At 36.4% G+C, this 15,487-nt stretch carries 19 protein-coding genes and 1 riboswitch; of the genes, 18 read left to right on the top strand and 1 reads right to left on the bottom strand.

Going from position 1 to position 15,487, the window contains the following annotated elements; translation table 11 throughout:
* Positions 1-17: 17 nt before the first annotated feature.
* The 18 genes from B096_RS0102935 to B096_RS0102850 all read left to right on the top strand — a co-directional run bounded on the left by B096_RS0102935 (position 18) and on the right by B096_RS0102850 (position 13,778).
* Positions 18-2,054, top strand: coding sequence for a peptidoglycan D,D-transpeptidase FtsI family protein (locus tag B096_RS0102935; protein WP_018579297.1), 2,037 nt, complete (start codon positions 18-20; stop codon positions 2,052-2,054).
* Positions 2,055-2,114: 60 nt separating this feature from the next.
* Positions 2,115-2,264: a 50S ribosomal protein L33 gene (gene rpmG, locus B096_RS0102930; RefSeq protein WP_003773835.1), complete on the top strand. Its 150-nt coding sequence runs from the start codon at positions 2,115-2,117 to the stop codon at positions 2,262-2,264.
* A gap of 33 nt (positions 2,265-2,297) precedes the next feature.
* A complete protein-coding gene (locus B096_RS0102925; protein WP_018579296.1) occupies positions 2,298-2,927 on the top strand; it encodes an MBL fold metallo-hydrolase in 630 nt (209 codons plus the stop codon).
* A 34-nt stretch (positions 2,928-2,961) separates the two neighbouring features.
* The gene (locus tag B096_RS0102920; RefSeq protein WP_018579295.1) at positions 2,962-3,864 is read left to right on the top strand and encodes an ATPase, T2SS/T4P/T4SS family; all 903 of its coding nucleotides are present in this window, start codon (positions 2,962-2,964) and stop codon (positions 3,862-3,864) included.
* Positions 3,791-4,765, top strand: coding sequence for a hypothetical protein (locus B096_RS0102915; RefSeq protein ID WP_018579294.1), 975 nt, complete (start codon positions 3,791-3,793; stop codon positions 4,763-4,765). The genes B096_RS0102920 and B096_RS0102915 overlap by 74 nt, the downstream gene beginning before the upstream one ends.
* Positions 4,762-5,049, top strand: coding sequence for a competence type IV pilus major pilin ComGC (comGC, locus tag B096_RS0102910; protein ID WP_018579293.1), 288 nt, complete (start codon positions 4,762-4,764; stop codon positions 5,047-5,049). The genes B096_RS0102915 and comGC overlap by 4 nt, the downstream gene beginning before the upstream one ends.
* The gene (locus B096_RS10160) at positions 5,033-5,317 is read left to right on the top strand and encodes a hypothetical protein (RefSeq protein ID WP_018579292.1); all 285 of its coding nucleotides are present in this window, start codon (positions 5,033-5,035) and stop codon (positions 5,315-5,317) included. Before comGC ends, B096_RS10160 begins: the two co-directional genes overlap by 17 nt.
* Positions 5,318-5,490: 173 nt before the next feature.
* Positions 5,491-5,763: a hypothetical protein gene (locus tag B096_RS0102900; protein WP_244264561.1), complete on the top strand. Its 273-nt coding sequence runs from the start codon at positions 5,491-5,493 to the stop codon at positions 5,761-5,763.
* Complete coding sequence (locus tag B096_RS0102895; RefSeq protein WP_018579290.1) at positions 5,744-6,079, top strand: hypothetical protein; 336 nt, start codon at positions 5,744-5,746, stop codon at positions 6,077-6,079. The genes B096_RS0102900 and B096_RS0102895 overlap by 20 nt, the downstream gene beginning before the upstream one ends.
* A 2-nt stretch (positions 6,080-6,081) precedes the next feature.
* Entirely contained in the window at positions 6,082-6,639 is a 558-nt protein-coding gene (gene efp / locus B096_RS0102890; protein ID WP_018579289.1) for an elongation factor P, read from the top strand.
* Positions 6,640-6,748: 109 nt separating this feature from the next.
* Positions 6,749-6,863, top strand: a riboswitch (FMN riboswitch).
* A gap of 44 nt (positions 6,864-6,907) precedes the next feature.
* Positions 6,908-7,435, top strand: coding sequence for an ECF transporter S component (locus B096_RS0102885; RefSeq protein WP_018579288.1), 528 nt, complete (start codon positions 6,908-6,910; stop codon positions 7,433-7,435).
* Positions 7,436-7,470: 35 nt separating this feature from the next.
* Entirely contained in the window at positions 7,471-8,457 is a 987-nt protein-coding gene (locus B096_RS0102880) for a hypothetical protein (RefSeq protein WP_018579287.1), read from the top strand.
* A 10-nt stretch (positions 8,458-8,467) separates the two neighbouring features.
* Positions 8,468-9,130 (top strand): (d)CMP kinase, encoded by a 663-nt coding sequence (gene cmk / locus B096_RS0102875; RefSeq protein WP_018579286.1) that lies wholly within the window; start codon positions 8,468-8,470, stop codon positions 9,128-9,130.
* Positions 9,123-10,433, top strand: a complete 1,311-nt coding sequence (der, locus tag B096_RS0102870; protein WP_018579285.1) for a ribosome biogenesis GTPase Der — start codon at positions 9,123-9,125, stop codon at positions 10,431-10,433. The genes cmk and der overlap by 8 nt, the downstream gene beginning before the upstream one ends.
* Positions 10,433-11,431: an NAD(P)H-dependent glycerol-3-phosphate dehydrogenase gene (locus B096_RS0102865; protein ID WP_018579284.1), complete on the top strand. Its 999-nt coding sequence runs from the start codon at positions 10,433-10,435 to the stop codon at positions 11,429-11,431. Before der ends, B096_RS0102865 begins: the two co-directional genes overlap by 1 nt.
* Positions 11,432-11,486: 55 nt before the next feature.
* Positions 11,487-11,771, top strand: coding sequence for an HU family DNA-binding protein (locus B096_RS0102860; protein WP_018579283.1), 285 nt, complete (start codon positions 11,487-11,489; stop codon positions 11,769-11,771).
* 51 nt (positions 11,772-11,822) lie between these two features.
* Positions 11,823-12,506, top strand: coding sequence for a zinc metallopeptidase (locus B096_RS0102855; RefSeq protein ID WP_018579282.1), 684 nt, complete (start codon positions 11,823-11,825; stop codon positions 12,504-12,506).
* A gap of 99 nt (positions 12,507-12,605) precedes the next feature.
* Positions 12,606-13,778 carry an immunoglobulin-like domain-containing protein gene (locus B096_RS0102850; RefSeq protein ID WP_083912996.1) on the top strand — a complete coding sequence of 391 codons (1,173 nt, stop codon included), beginning with the start codon at positions 12,606-12,608 and terminating at the stop codon, positions 13,776-13,778.
* Between the two features lie 228 nt (positions 13,779-14,006).
* Here B096_RS0102850 and B096_RS0102845 read toward each other — a convergent pair whose 3' ends face one another.
* Positions 14,007-15,356, bottom strand: a complete 1,350-nt coding sequence (locus B096_RS0102845) for an FAD-dependent oxidoreductase (RefSeq protein ID WP_018579280.1) — start codon at positions 15,354-15,356, stop codon at positions 14,007-14,009.
* Positions 15,357-15,487 lie beyond the last annotated feature (131 nt).

Genomic DNA, 15,487 nt, shown 5'->3' with positions numbered 1-15,487 from the left:
ATTAACGGGAGGTTTTGATGGGTATTTTTAAACGACGGAAAAAAACCGATAATTATACAGGGAGCAGTGAACACCTCAAACAGGGATTAGATCTTGATAAGATGATCAACGGACGTCTTAAAATATTTGTTCTGATTCTTGTGGTGATTGCTGGTGGACTTATTTTTAGGCTGTATAAGATTCAGATTGTAGGTCAAAGTCACTACGAAGACTTATTAGCAAAATACTCTTCACCACCCGTTCGAATGCCGACCATGCGAGGCGAATTTCTTGATGCTAAAGGCAGAATTATTGTGTCAAATAAAGCTGTAAATTCAATTACTTATTATCCTTCAAAAATGCCAGAAGGTATGAAAGAGGATCAAGTTGCTTTGAAATTTGCGAAACAATTCGGTGTTAAAGATGAGCTAAATGAAGATGATCTTAAAGTGCTCTGGTTGCGTAAAAACAACCTTGGCGAAGATTTACTCACGCAAGACGATTTAAAAACAATTAAAGATACTGAAATGGATCAAAATGCGATTGAAGCTTTGAAAAAAAGTAAAATCACTAAAGAGATGACAGATTCCCTTTCAAAAGATGACCGATTGGCTTTCCAAGTCCAAGTTAAGATGGGAAATATTCAAATGGGTCAACCTTCAATTATTTTGGAAGAAGCGACAAATGAGCAAATTGCATATTTAGCTGAACATGCTGCTGAGTTTCCAGGGTTCTCTCGTACAACTTCTTGGAAGCGAGAGCCTAATAAAGAAGTTGATCTTATGTCTTTGATTGGTGATTTAGGCGATGTTCCATATGAAAAACGCGACTATTATGTTGCGGAGGGATATGAACTCAGTGAACAAGTCGGCGCATATGGTCTTGAGTACCAGTATGAAAAATTCTTATCGGGATACAATAGTGAGTACGAACGGACTTCGGGAAGTAAATTTAAACTTAAAAAAGAGGGACGTAAAGGAAATGATATACGCCTAACAATTGATATGGATTTACAAAAAGAAATGGAAAAAATTGTTAAAGAACGTCTCGATTATCAAAAAAGTATTGGTGAGCGGACCAAAATCAATAACCAAATGCATGTTGTCGCAACAGATCCCCAATCGGGCGATATTCTCGGAATTGTCGCAATGGTTCGGGGGAAGGATGGGAAGTACTATAACGACCCTCAATTGACCATGCTTCAGGGTTATCCGGTGGGTTCAACCATTAAAGGTGCGACGGTATATATGGGATTGGACCAAGGGGTCATGAAGCCCGGGGAATCCGTTAATGATACTCCTATGTATATTGAAGGAACTCCACCACGACATTCTTGGCGAAATTTAGGTGTTGTGGATGATCAAACAGCTTTGCAACATTCATCAAATATCTATATGTTTAATGTTGCTATTCGGTTAGGTGGTTCGTCCTATATTCCAAATGGACCATTAGTATTTAATGATGCAGAAAGTACTTTTGCACTAATGCGCAATTATTACAGTCAATTCGGTTTGGGTGTCCGTACACAAGTGGACTACCCTCGTGAGGAAATTGGTTATAAAGGGGGTACATCAAACTCTGGATCCCTTCTTGAATTTGCAATTGGACAATTTGATAACTATAATGCGATGCAATTAAGTCAATACATTACTACGGTTGCGAATGGTGGTTATCGTTTACAGCCACACTTTGTTAAAGAAGCTGTGAATCACGATACGCATCGTCCTGTTTATCAAAACAACATTAATATTCTAAACTCACTCGAAAACAAAGAAATGCTCGAACGGGTTCGCTCAGGGATGCGCTTATGTGCTTCCACAAATATGTGTGGAGACTTAATTGCAACCGTTCCTTATAGTGCAGGAGCCAAGACCGGAACAGCGCAAGCGTACGATCCAGAGATCGGTTCTTACATCAATAATACCTATGTTGCATTTGCACCTTATGAGCAACCCAAAATAGCAGTAGCTTGCATTGCGCCGCTTGCTTACACAGAAGATTTATCAAATCCGGTAACAAATATCTGTACTTCTACGGGAGATCAGATTGTAGATGCATATATGAATTTAAAATAATATATGCAATTAAAATAATATATGATATAATGAGTTGGCTAATAAATATTGGAGGTAACTATGAGAACTCAAGCGATTTTAGTTTGCACAGAATGTGGCGAAGAAAACTATCACACAAGTAGAAACAAAAAAGTTCAATTAGAACGTATGGAAGTTACAAAATACTGCCCACGTGAGCGCAAACATACATTACATAAGGAAAAAAAATAAGCCTCTTTTGGCTTTTTTTTCTAGGTGAAAACAATGAAAGTAACATATCAAACTTTAGGCTATGCAGCCACAAATACATATTATTTAAGTGAAGGGACTCAAATGCTGATTATTGATCCGTGTTTGGATCCGAATCAAGATGCCACTACCTTGCTTAAACCTACAGAAGGGTTTGAGGTAATTGGAGTTTTATTGACACATGGGCATTTTGATCATATTTCGGGCGTGGATGTAATAATCGATGCTTTCCATTGTCCTTTATACATGTATCATGAAGAAATACACTATTTGAAAGACATGTCTTATAATTTATCGAATCAGACACCAGAACCATTCATCATCAATGCTATTCCAACTGCAATTGATTGTGAGCCTTTACAGGTAGGACCTTTCGAGTGTGATGTTATTAAAACTGCAGGTCATACCAGTGGATCAATTTCGTATGTATTTGATGATTTTATTTTTGATGGTGATTTTATTTTTGAACGGTCTATTGGTAGAACGGACTTACCAACAGGGAATATGAATGTGATGAATGCGTCACTTCGTAGCTTTATTCAAGATTTTGGATCTGTAGATTACATACTCTATCCTGGACATGGCAACCCTACAACACTGTATCAAGAAATGAAAACAAATCCATATTTGAAACCTAACATGTAGTTAGGTTTTTTTTATTTATATCGTACTTAATAGTATGGAATATATAGATAAAAAAACTCATGACTTACTTGAATATGCAATTTCATTATCAATTACTGATATTCACTTTGATATTTCAAATACCTTTCAAGTGATTCGATTTCGAAGACATAAAAAAACGATAGAAACCATTCACAATGTAATGGCAACCAATATGTATGAACATTTAAAATTCATTGCTAATTTTGACTTAAGTCAAAAGGATGTTCCACAAACAGGCCGATTTATGATGGTCTTTGAGCGTAATTACTATTTTCGCTTTGCTGCGATTGAATCCTTTGGTCGCAAAAATGGAGTTGTTCGCATTTTAAATATTGTGTTAGTTCATACGATTTTTGAGTGTATCCGAAATAAACGGACTATAAAGTCACTTTTGAGTGTTTTTCAATGCAGTTCTGGACTGGTTCTGTATTCAGGAGGTACAGGATCGGGAAAATCAACCACGTTATTTAATACATTGAAGGAATTAAAGCAGGAGTCAATTTATAGTATTGAGAATCCAATTGAACGTTATTATGAGCATGTTGTTCAACTTGAGCCCATAAGAAAGCGATTAAGTAATGAAGACATTATGAACCAGCTACTTCGTATGGATGCTGATGTTCTCGTTTATGGTGAGGTACGCACTAAGATGGACCTGCAGTTATGTCTCAAAGCGGTTAATATGGGTCATCTTGTATGTGCAACCATCCATTCACGAGGCTTAGTGTCAACACTTGATCGCCTCTATGATTTAGGAGCGACACACTATGCTATCGAATCAAGTCTTGTCGGTATTCTTTATCATAAACTCAATAGTTCAAAGGGAGGGGTTCTATTTCAACATGAATTTATGGGGCAAAATCAAATCATTCAATTACTTGCTCAACAACAAAAAACATGCAAAGAGGATATTTGATGATGGTGCAATTTTGAACCTGTTAGGGTATGGATTATCCTTTCAGGAAATTAATCACTATCTTAATCTACAAGATTTTTCCTTTGATACGTATTTAAAGGTAACGCTACCGAAAACACTCTACACGTTGTATCCAAAAATTTCAGGTCAAACATTATTGACCGTATATCAACAAGTGAGGTCAAACAATCTAAGACGGTTTATGACCTTGCGTCAAGAGATAGGTTATTGGTTTCTACTTCATCTAATGGTTATTGGGATGATGATTTTCTACAAGTGGCTTATTTTTCCTGCGATAACGGATCAAGTAATCATTCTAAACGGGCGTTTAAATGTTTCATGGTATTCGAAACTATGCATTCAATTTATCGTGATCACCCATGTTTGTTGTTTGATAGCGTTAGTTTGTTTTTCGTTTATAATTCTAAACAAAAAAACAAGAATGGTTACTGCAGCTTACTTGTATACGCATAAATATTGTGAATTTTTGAATCTTTGCATTTCTGAGCAATTTGCGCTTTATTATCGTTATTTTTATCCGGAAACCAAAACCACGCTGATGACGATTAAAACTTTGAGAAAGGCTCATACAGGGACCTTGGCAGGCTCAATCGCTTTTGAGATAGAACGAAGGCTTGAATATGGAGAAGACATCTTAGAGGTACTACAGCAGTCGTCTATGCACCAAACATTCCAGAATTATCTCCGTGAGGGTTTTTATATGAATTCTTTAGAACAATCACTGGATAAAGGACTTACTATTGCGAATGTTCTTATTCAAGCAGAGCTAAAAAAATGGTTTTGCCGTTATAGGGTTTTTGTTACCATGAACATACTTATGATTGTGGTGTCTTATTATGAATTGATCATGATTCCACTAAAACTAATGGAGGGCTTATGAAACGAGGATTTACACTAATCGAGATGGTGATAGTAATGACAATAATTGCCATCATATTTATGCTGACGCTGCCAAACATTCAAAAAACAATAACAATGGTAAACAATAAAGGATGTGAGGCTCAAAAGAAAATTGTGGATGCCGCAATAATGCAATATAAAATTAATTATGATAATTTACCCACGAGCATTGATCAACTCATAGCGAATGGATATTTACGAGAGAACCAAGGGAAATGTTTTAATGGAGAGGTGATTCAAATCGTCGATGGTCAAGCAGTATAGTCAAGCATTTACGCTCTGTGAGTTTTTAATAATCATCTTGATTATTGGGGTTTCTGCTAAAGTAACATTATCGTATAGTGTAGAAATGAAAGAAGAACCTAATTTATTGGAGTATCAGCTCAGTGCAATGGAATCGATGACTTCTGTCATGATCAAACCCAACATGTGGTTTAATGCTAATGGTAATATCAATAAAGGTGGGACGATTCAAATTGATCATTATCTCTGTGTAGTACAGTTAGGTTTTGGGAGGTATCGATGTGAGTAACCACTTCACACTTATAACATATTTGTACAGTCTTTGTATTATTACAATGATGGTTTACTTATTATGTGTATTTAATGCATAAAGCTTACTCGTTGCTTGAATTTTTGATATGCCTAGCTTTGACGCCGTTACTTATTATTCTTTTAAGCGGCATCTTAGAACATTGTTATCACATGATGGTAACCACACCAGTATTACGACAAAATAATATTTTTGAGTTACAGTTGAAGCAACTTTTAATACGGAGTAGACGGGTCTATTGTGAACAAAACTGTATTTATTTTGAAAAGAATAATCATAATAATGAAATTAGTTTTAATGGCCGATTTATTGTTAAACGTCCTGGATATGAAATTTTACTGCATAATGTAACGGACTTTAGTTGTGATGGAAATTGGGTGAAGTACGATTTTGAAGGAAAAAGCTATGAGTTTTCGGCGTGGTAATATTGTTGGATGTACGCATTTAGTTTTTTTTATCGTGCTTCTGGTCATGGCGCGTGTTGCCCTAATGCGTGTTCGGTATCAACGTCAACTTCAAACACTCGCTTATATTAACGAACGAATAGAATTAGAACGCCTTGTTATTGACCATTTTTGTTTTGAGGAAGAAGATTTTACCTATGAAGATGATAAATATGAGGTGTTTGCACAAAAAAATGATGAAAAAATTAATGTTTTGGTAAATGGTGTTAGGTCATATCGGTTCTCCTATGATATAATTGATGATGGAAGTTTTAACTTAACTAAAATGGAGGAATAAATATGATTCAATCAAATGATTTGCGAGCAGGAATGTCGATTATCTACGAAGATAACTTATATCAAGTGCTAGATACATCCCATAATAAGACAGCTCAACGACAAATGATTATTAAAGCAAAAGTACGCAACATGCGTAGTGGTTCTGTTACGGAGCTGACAATGATTGGTGGCGACAAAGTTGAACAAGCACATATTGATAAACGTGTAATGCAATATCTATATGATGCGGGAGAAGAACTTGTGTTTATGGATGGGGAAACTTTTGAACAGCTTGAAATTCCTAAATCTCGTCTTGAATGGGAAATGAATTTTATGAAAGAAAATCAAGATATTACTGTGGTTTTCTATGAATCAGAAGTATTGGGTGTAAACTTACCTGAAAAGATTGCATTGACAATCACTCAGGCAGAACCTGCAGTTAAAGGTGACACCGCAACAAATGCACAAAAAAACGCAATCGTGGAAACAGGTTTAGAGATTCGTGTTCCTCTATTCATCAGCGAAGGGGAAGTCGTACTTGTTAATACTACTGACGGAAAATATTCCGGACGTGCATAAAAATTGAAATTGTAAAAATTAAACAGATTCATTGTTATGCAGTGAGTCTGTTTTTTCATTTATAAGTGTAAATATTGGACTTTATCCTAGGGTTTACTTATAATATTCATGTATACTTCAGGGCAGGGTGTAATTCCCGATCGGCGGTAAACCCCGCGAGCCAATAGGCTGAACTCGTTAAATTCGAGTGGCGACAGTTAAAGTCTGGATGGAAGAAGTTTTTTTCATGTTTGCCTTGAGTATTATTATTTTTATACAGGAGGAAAATATGAAAAAATATAATACTCGCACCATGGTTAAAATTGCAATGTTAACAACAGTATCTGTAATACTCTATATGTTTGAGTTTTTTGTGATACCAGGGTCTCCATTGCAAGCTGATTTAAGTGATTTACCAGTTATTGTCGGAGGCTACCTCTTGGGGACTGGCCCCGGATTGATGATTGCATTTTTAAAGAACCTTCTACATATGTTCTTTTTATCAAAAAATGCAGGACCCGTTGGTGAATTTGCAAACTTTAGTTATGCGATTCTAATCATGTTACCGATTGCACTCTATAGACCAAAAACGTCGTATAAACGAGGTGGGCTCTATATATTTGCAGTCATAGCGAGTGCTTTATTAATGAATGTTATCAATTACTACGTCACATTCCCATTGTATGGAATGGGACGCGAGGGCGCTTGGAAATTGCTGTTTACGGTCTTTTTCCCATTTAATCTCGCCAAAGGGATGCTGTTAATCCTTTTGTTTAGTATTTTACGACCCCATTTACATAGAATCATAGGACATTAATGTGATATAATTATCTCAAGGAGTGATTGGATATTATGAAATCTCGAGTGAATAAATATCAAGACTTGCATGACCAAATTGCTTTAGATTCTGAAAGTAATATTGAAAATTCAGACCTATCGCATTTTGCGAATCGATTGAATCAAATTGATGACCAATTTGATAAAATGGATGTCGTTGCAAAAGAAGATCGTGAGCCAACACATGCACGCCAAATTGAAGAAGTCTCTGAGGTTCAAGAAATTGAAGCATCAATCAATGAACCAAAACCAGAAACTCAATTTGATACGTTTGAGAGTGCTTATCTCAAAGATTTTCTAGATGAAGTAAAAGAATATAATGTACGCAAAGGTTACCGTGACCTCGAAAATACCGATGCAAACATTTTGAGTGAATTAAATAAATCATCAGAAATTGCTAAACCATTTAATGATGATGAGATGACGACCGTTTTACATGCGATCGATCCAGAACTCTCTACAATGGATGTAGATGTTTTTAATGAGGGTGAATCAACAGAAGATGTAAATCTTGATGAACTACCAAATCTTGATGAGACAATAGTATTCAAATCAGTTGAACACAATACAATTGAATCGTTTGATGATGGTGATGATGAACTTGAAAAAACGATTGCGATGGCGGTTCAAGAAATGGTCGACGAAGAAGCGATGACCGATCTTTCTTTAACACAAGAAGATGAAGCGTTTGAAATTGAACTTGATGCAGATGAATTCGACAATATATTGTCAGAAGAGGATGACTCAATTTCTGAAATGCAAGCACAACTTGAATCGATGGAAGATTATTCCGATAGTGATTTTGATTCTGATAAATTTAGAAGTGAATTGCTTGCACAAACACAAACTTTACAACATAAAATCATTGATCAAGAACAAAACATCGATCATATGAATGAAACCATGGTTCGTACGAACCGTATGCTCAATGTGGTTCTGTCTTTATTGATTCTCGCAATCATCGTAGTACTACTATTAATAGTGGCACAATTTAGGAAGTAGGAATAGTTAAGTGTTTAATATAGCAATTGATGGGCCTAGTGCATCAGGGAAAAGCACCATCGCTAAGCAATTAGCAAAAAAACTAGGGTTTGTACACATTGACACAGGAGCGATGTATCGTGCAGTCGCGTTAATGTGTTTGAAGAATAATGTAGATTTGGAAGATGAGGCCGCGTGTTTTAATATTGTGAAGGACTTAAAAATTGATTTACCTTCAGAGGACAAAATTCTCGTGAATGGTGAAGACGTTTCCCTTTTAATTCGTAATGATGAAGTATCTAAAGCAGCATCCAAAGTCTCGAAACATCGTACGGTTCGCAATGTGCTTGTATCAGTTCAACGAGATATTGCTTCCAAAAAAGGCTTTGTAATGGATGGTCGTGATATTACTTCGGTGGTTCTTACGGATGCGGAAATTAAAATTTTTCAAACTGCAGATGCAGGTGTTCGTGCCCGCAGACGTTTTAATGAATTGGTAAAAAATGGAATTAATACGAGTTATGAAGCTGTTTATGCTGATTTGGTCGAACGTGATGAGCGTGACACCAATCGAGCGGAATCACCATTAGTAAAAGTTGATGATGCCATTGAAATAAATACAACATCGTTGTCAATCGAAGATGTTGTATCACAAATAATTAATATTATAGAGAGTAGGAATTTAAATGATTGATGGAGTAGTAGCAATCGTTGGTCGTCCTAATGTAGGAAAATCGTCTCTGTTTAATCGAATTATGGGCGAAAGAATTTCTATTGTTCATGATGAAGCAGGGGTCACACGTGATCGTCTTTATGGAAAGACAACATGGCTAACAAAAGATTTAAGATTTATTGATACAGGTGGAATTCAAGTAGAAGGTCAACCGTTTCAAGAAGAAATAAAAATGCAAGTTGATATTGCCATTGATGAAGCAGATATGATTATATTTGTTGTGAGTGCCAAAGATGGCTTAACAACAGACGATGAATATATTGCGCGTCTTTTACGACAAACCAATAAACCAGTTATTATCGCAGCAAATAAAGTTGATGATATTCAATTTAAAGCGGATATCTATGAATTTTATGCATTAGGATATGACGAACCCTTTGCAGTTTCTTGCGAACATGGAATCGGACTGGGAGATCTTCTTGATGAGGTTATTAAAAAGTTGCCACAAGATGGTATTACAATGTATGAAGATGAACTGAGTTTTTGTGCAATTGGACGTCCTAATGTTGGAAAAAGTTCACTTGTTAATGCAATATTAAATCAAGACCGAGTTATTGTTTCGAATATTGAAGGAACAACTCGTGACGCAATTGATACGCCGTTTAGAATGAACGATCGTGACTATGTTATTATCGATACTGCAGGTATTCGAAAACGCGGTAAAGTGTACGAAGACGTTGAGAAATATTCTGTTTTACGTGCTATGAGTGCAATTGATCGAAGTGATGTTGTTTTATTCTTACTTGATGCTGAAGCGGGCATTCGTGCTCAAGATAAACACGTCGTTGGATTTGCGCATGAAGCAGGTAAACCAATTATCATCGTTTATAACAAATGGGATGTAGTTGATAAAGAAGAAACAGAGATGGAAGATGTTAAAAAGATTATTCGTAGTGAATTTATGTACCTAGCATACGCTCCTATTGTCTTTGTTTCAGCGCTCACACGAAAACGTGTACACACATTAATTCCACTCATTGAAGATGTTCATGCAAATAGTATTAAACGTATAAGCACGAGTGTTATTAATGAGGTCATTCATGATGCAGTGATGCTTACACCACCACCGTCCCACAATGGTAAACGTTTAAAAGTGTTCTATGCTTCTCAAGTAAGTACAGCACCACCAACATTTGTTATCTTCGTTAATGACCCTGAATTATGTCACTTTTCGTATAAGCGATATTTGGAAAATGCCTTACGAAATGCATTTGATTTCACAGGAACACCAATCCGGATCCTGATTAGAAAGAGGGGAGCTTAATGAAAATCGGAATTGTAGGTTCTGGTAGTTGGGGAACCGCTTTAGGTCAGGTTTTAGCAGATAATGACCACGAAGTGATGATCTGGGGGCGTAAGCTTGATCAAGTTGTAGATATTCATTTATATCATTTAAATGAAGAATTCTTTCCTGGGGTGAAGCTTAACGAACAATTAGATGCTACACAAAATTTCGAGGACATTTTAGACTCTGAGATTATTTTACTTGCTGTACCAACCGCGGCTGTCGAAGAAGTATGTGTTGAGCTTAATCAAAATTTGACACATCCAGTCGTGATTATCAATGTAGCAAAAGGACTCCATCCAACAACACATGAGTTATTGGATCATGTAATTAAACGGGTTCTTGATGCTGATAAATTACAAGGGGTCGTAAGTCTCATTGGCCCATCCCATGCAGAAGAAGTCGTTTTGAGAAAAATTACGACTATAAATGCTGTCTCAGATAATCAAGAACTCGCTGAGAATATTCAACAATTATTTTCAAATGAATATTTTAGAGTCTATACAAATGATGATGTAGTGGGATCGCAATATGGGGTTGCCATTAAAAATATTATCGCGCTCGCCAGTGGAATTGCCGCTGGACTTGACTCAGGTGATAATGCGCGAGCAGCTTTGATTACACGGGGATTGACAGAAATGCAGCGATTTGGTGTCCACATGGGTGGACATCCGGATACGTACTTAGGTCTGTGTGGTGTTGGTGATCTTGTTGTTACGGCCACATCAATTCATTCCCGAAATTTTCAAGCGGGTATGGAAATTGGCCGTAAAGATTCGGCTCTAGGCTTTCTTGATCACAACACCAAAACGGTAGAAGGCGTGTTTGCTGCCAAAGTTGTTTATGAAATTGCGGTGGAAGAAGGCATTGATATGCCCATAACCGAGCAAATATACAAAATAATATATGAAGAAAAACGCCCTTCTGAAGCCATAAGTGAATTAATGGTGAGAGATTTGAAACCTGAGCGTATTTAACTTGTCAGATAGCGGTTATAATGATATTATTTGATTATGAAATGGAGGTTTCAATATGAGTGAAACATACAACAAGAAATTATTAAGCGAGTCAATCGCAAGTAAATTAGATATTAGTAAAAAACAAGCAAATGAATTTATCGAAACATTCCTAGACGAGGTAAAAGAAATTCTCGAAAATAAGGGAACAGTCGATTTAGCTGGTTTTGGAAAATTTGAAGTTCGCCACCGTGCAGAACGTGATGGATTTAATCCACAAACAAAAGAAAAGATTCGCATTGCTGCATCACACAGTGTAGGATTCAAACCTGCAAAAGCTCTTAAAGACGCAGTAAAATAATTAATATTGAAAAAAAGGAGCTTGTCTCCTTTTTCTATAGTGGAGGTTAGTATGGGTTTAATGGGTGTCGGTTATGGATTTGTAATTCTAGCCGCGATAATATCTTTTGCAGCACAGATGTATGTCCAATCTGCGTACAGCAAATACAGTCAAGTAGACACACTCGAACATTTGACAGGGGCACAAGTTGCTCGACGTATTTTAGAATTAAAGAATATTGATGATGTTCAAGTCGTTCAATCAAATGGTGGGGAGTTAAGTGATCATTATGATCCAAATAAAAAGATCGTAGCACTTTCGCCCAAAGTTTATAACGAAACAAGTATTGCATCTGTATCGGTTGCTGCTCATGAATGTGGTCACGCGGTTCAGCATGCTGAAAATTACGGTTTTATTGGACTTCGTAATACCGTATTACCTTTTGCAATTGTTGCTAGTAAGTTTAGTATGATTCCAATTATGATTGGTTTATTTGGAAATCCACAATTTTTAAAAATTGGTATCGTACTTTTAGGCGTGATTGCTGTATTTCAACTTGTAACGCTTCCTGTTGAATTTGATGCTTCAATGCGAGCAATCAAAATTCTTGATCAAGAACAAATTCTTGATGCAGGCGAATTACAAGGCTCAAAAAAAATGCTTACTGCTGCCGCATTAACGTATGTTGCGGCACTACTGGGAACATTATTGAGTATTCTTCGTTATATAGCAATTTTCAATCGTAGAAATGATTAAGACACATTTAGTGTCTTTTTTTTATGAACTTCTATTTTTACAATGTATTTAGTATAGGGGATGTTTATATACTACTATTTATTTTGTTTTTTATTTTTTATGACTTGTTCTTATATGAATGTTTCGGCCGAGTTTATAAATGATCGGCAACGGGTACCAAATGAGTTACTTCAAGTGTCGTTTCTAGAAGGTAATTTACATTTGCGAGGCTGGGCCTTTGTGCGTGATTATCAAAATTACTATGGTGAAGATACGCATCAGTTTCGATTACATTTGCGTGGTCCGGTTGATAAAACTTATGAGCTATCATTGGATTCGATAAATCTATCACGTTTTATGTCTTATCGTGGAAATCGATGGTGTAGTAACCATGAGCGGTCCAAAAGGATGTGTAACCATCGCTATGAAAACATAGGGTTTAATGGTGTCGTTCCGATTGGTATGCTTCCTGAAGGGGAATACGCAACTTATTTAGAGATATATCATCCTCAAACCAATCGAACTGTAGAAATACCACTATATCTTGCAAGTATGCAGTCCGTTGAGCATCGTTATCTAGGTAAACATATAACGATTGATTCCTTGTTTCAACAAGGTGGACTCACTGTTTATTATCATACTCTCATCGCAACCTCAACGCCTTCACCATCTTACGAAGGAGAAGTTGTAGAGCATGGTAATTCGTGTTCGAGTGCACACGGAAATACAGCGTTTTATCGAGAGGGTGCTATATTTAATAAAATACTCGATGTGAAGCGGTATCGGGGAATTGTTTCCTATTTTAAAACAAAAGCAAAAGCCTCTGGATGTGTAGATGGTCGTCAACGTTTGGTTGAAGGGGATGAAATCACGGTTCATATTCCAAGTACATTTGTGAATTATACCGGGGGTTCAATGAAAATCCGTATACATAGTTTATTGCCCACACTTACTGCGAGTCCCTTAACAATTAACCAATATCAAAAATATAACGAATATGAGAAAGTAAGCGCAAAAGACAGTGATAATAAGGATATATCGAACCGAATTAGGGTTATTTCGAATACGGTAAATGTGCGCATACCTGGAGTTTATCAAACTTGTTATCGTGTTCAAGACCAATGGAATCAAGTAGACGAACGATGCCGTCGTGTCTATGTTCACAAGATTCCAACATACTATCGATATATCAGCGCTCAATCTTATGAAACTGCTCAGCTTAATCTGTGGCGTCAAAAGGACTTAAATGACATATTGATGGAAGAATTCACGAAAAGAAAAAATCAAAAATGAAATCCGCATTGGCTCAATGCAATGTTTAGATTGCTTACTAAGAAGCTCACACAGGGTAACTAACACCATTCTTATAGAGGCGGTTGTTATATAAATCAAAGAGATTATTTAGATTAAAAGAAATAATCTCAATATTTTTCTATCTTGAATCAACAAGTAAGAAAATAGTGATGTACTTAAGCTTAGATATGAAAAAAACCTCTTAATTGAGAGGTTTTTAATTGATTATTATTTTTTTGATTCTTGTTCCACAGCAGCTTGTGCGAGGATGTTTAAATAGTTCCAAGGGCGATCAAAATGAGGTTGGAAGAAAAAGTCAACATAAGCTAAATCTTCAATCGTCATTTTGTTTTGTACTGCTAACGAAAGTGTGTTTGCAGATTGAGTAATATCATATTTAGAAATAACTTGGCCACCCACGATGCGATGTGTTTCTTTTTCATAGACAAGTTTCATCATCACTTCTTCTGTTGTTGGCATAAACTCAGGACGGTAGTTATCCTTAACAAGAACGGAATCTACTTCGAGGCCAAAGAAAGGGGCAGAATTTACTGTTACACCCGTTGACCCAATATTATAGCCAAAGAGGTAGAGCCCTGAAGTTCCTTGGGTACCGCGATATTTAACTTTATTTTCAACAATATTTTTTCCAACGAGCGTTCCCATACGAACCGCGTTTGTAGCAAGAGGGATATAAGCATGGTCACCTGTTGGGTTATAGTGAACTGCAACATTATCACCTGCTGCGTAGATTTCGGGACGGCTGGTTTGCATGTAATCATTTACTTTTATGGCACCGTTTGGTAATGTATCAACTTTACCTTTGATGAGCTCAGTGCTTGGTCGGAAACCGACACACATAATCACGAGGTCAGCGTCATAACTTCCACCGGATGTAATAACTTGGCTTACATTCCCATTCGAATCAGTTTTAAATTCTTGAACTGTTTGATTTAATGCAAGTTTTATACCACGGTTTTTTAAATCAGCTTCCAATACATCCGTAAATTCAGGGTCTAAGTATTTATTAAGGATACGATCAAGACCATCAATGAGTGTTACATCTTTCCCTGATTCTCCAAAAGCTTCTACAAGCTCGATTCCAATGTATCCACCACCAACAATAACAACTTTTTCAGCTTTATCTTTACGAGCGATAATTTCTTGCGCTTGATTATAGTTTTTACATAACATAATGTTTTCTGACTCAATTCCAGGAATCGGTGGAACAATTGGCCAGGACCCAGTTGTAAGAACTAATTTATCATAAGTTTCTTCAAATGTTTCGTTTGTGAGTAAATTAGTAACAGCAACGCGTTTTGCATCGACATCAATATCGGTTACATTGTGTTCCATATGGACATGAGCACCTAATTCTGCAAGTTCCTTAGGGCTTGAATAGAATAAACTTTGAGCATCTTTTACGACGCCACCGATATATAAAGCAATACCACATGATAGGAATGAAACATTATCATTTCGTTCGAAAACCTTAACCTCAGCAGTAGGGTCTTCATTTAAAATTGATTTAACTGCGGATGTCCCTGCATGTGTACATCCAATAACTACAACTTTCATACATAATCCTCCTAATTGTATAGCCATATTATACCAATCTTTAAAGTCAAAATTTAGTGATATGACCGTAAACGAATAACTGTTGTTGACACAGCAATAAATCACACATATAATAGTTGTTGCGAACCGTT

It is taken from the genome of Erysipelothrix tonsillarum DSM 14972 (assembly GCF_000373785.1).
In the GTDB taxonomy this organism is placed as follows: Bacteria; Bacillota_I; Bacilli_A; order Erysipelotrichales; family Erysipelotrichaceae; genus Erysipelothrix; species Erysipelothrix tonsillarum.
This window is presented reverse-complemented; position numbering and strand designations above follow the sequence as displayed.

Excerpts from the sequence above, each read along its gene's own strand:
- B096_RS0102935 (WP_018579297.1), top strand. The coding sequence starts at position 18 with ATGGGTATTTTTAAACGACGGAAAAAAACCGATAATTATACAGGGAGC.
- rpmG (WP_003773835.1), top strand. The coding sequence starts at position 2,115 with ATGAGAACTCAAGCGATTTTAGTTTGCACAGAATGTGGCGAAGAAAAC.
- B096_RS0102925 (WP_018579296.1), top strand. The coding sequence starts at position 2,298 with ATGAAAGTAACATATCAAACTTTAGGCTATGCAGCCACAAATACATAT.
- B096_RS0102920 (WP_018579295.1), top strand. The coding sequence starts at position 2,962 with ATGGAATATATAGATAAAAAAACTCATGACTTACTTGAATATGCAATT.
- B096_RS0102915 (WP_018579294.1), top strand. The coding sequence starts at position 3,791 with ATGAATTTATGGGGCAAAATCAAATCATTCAATTACTTGCTCAACAAC.
- comGC (WP_018579293.1), top strand. The coding sequence starts at position 4,762 with ATGAAACGAGGATTTACACTAATCGAGATGGTGATAGTAATGACAATA.
- B096_RS10160 (WP_018579292.1), top strand. The coding sequence starts at position 5,033 with ATGGTCAAGCAGTATAGTCAAGCATTTACGCTCTGTGAGTTTTTAATA.
- B096_RS0102900 (WP_244264561.1), top strand. The coding sequence starts at position 5,491 with ATGATGGTAACCACACCAGTATTACGACAAAATAATATTTTTGAGTTA.
- B096_RS0102895 (WP_018579290.1), top strand. The coding sequence starts at position 5,744 with ATGAGTTTTCGGCGTGGTAATATTGTTGGATGTACGCATTTAGTTTTT.
- efp (WP_018579289.1), top strand. The coding sequence starts at position 6,082 with ATGATTCAATCAAATGATTTGCGAGCAGGAATGTCGATTATCTACGAA.
- B096_RS0102885 (WP_018579288.1), top strand. The coding sequence starts at position 6,908 with ATGAAAAAATATAATACTCGCACCATGGTTAAAATTGCAATGTTAACA.
- B096_RS0102880 (WP_018579287.1), top strand. The coding sequence starts at position 7,471 with ATGAAATCTCGAGTGAATAAATATCAAGACTTGCATGACCAAATTGCT.
- der (WP_018579285.1), top strand. The coding sequence starts at position 9,123 with ATGATTGATGGAGTAGTAGCAATCGTTGGTCGTCCTAATGTAGGAAAA.
- B096_RS0102865 (WP_018579284.1), top strand. The coding sequence starts at position 10,433 with ATGAAAATCGGAATTGTAGGTTCTGGTAGTTGGGGAACCGCTTTAGGT.
- B096_RS0102860 (WP_018579283.1), top strand. The coding sequence starts at position 11,487 with ATGAGTGAAACATACAACAAGAAATTATTAAGCGAGTCAATCGCAAGT.
- B096_RS0102855 (WP_018579282.1), top strand. The coding sequence starts at position 11,823 with ATGGGTTTAATGGGTGTCGGTTATGGATTTGTAATTCTAGCCGCGATA.
- B096_RS0102850 (WP_083912996.1), top strand. The coding sequence starts at position 12,606 with ATGACTTGTTCTTATATGAATGTTTCGGCCGAGTTTATAAATGATCGG.
- B096_RS0102845 (WP_018579280.1), bottom strand. The coding sequence starts at position 15,356 with ATGAAAGTTGTAGTTATTGGATGTACACATGCAGGGACATCCGCAGTT.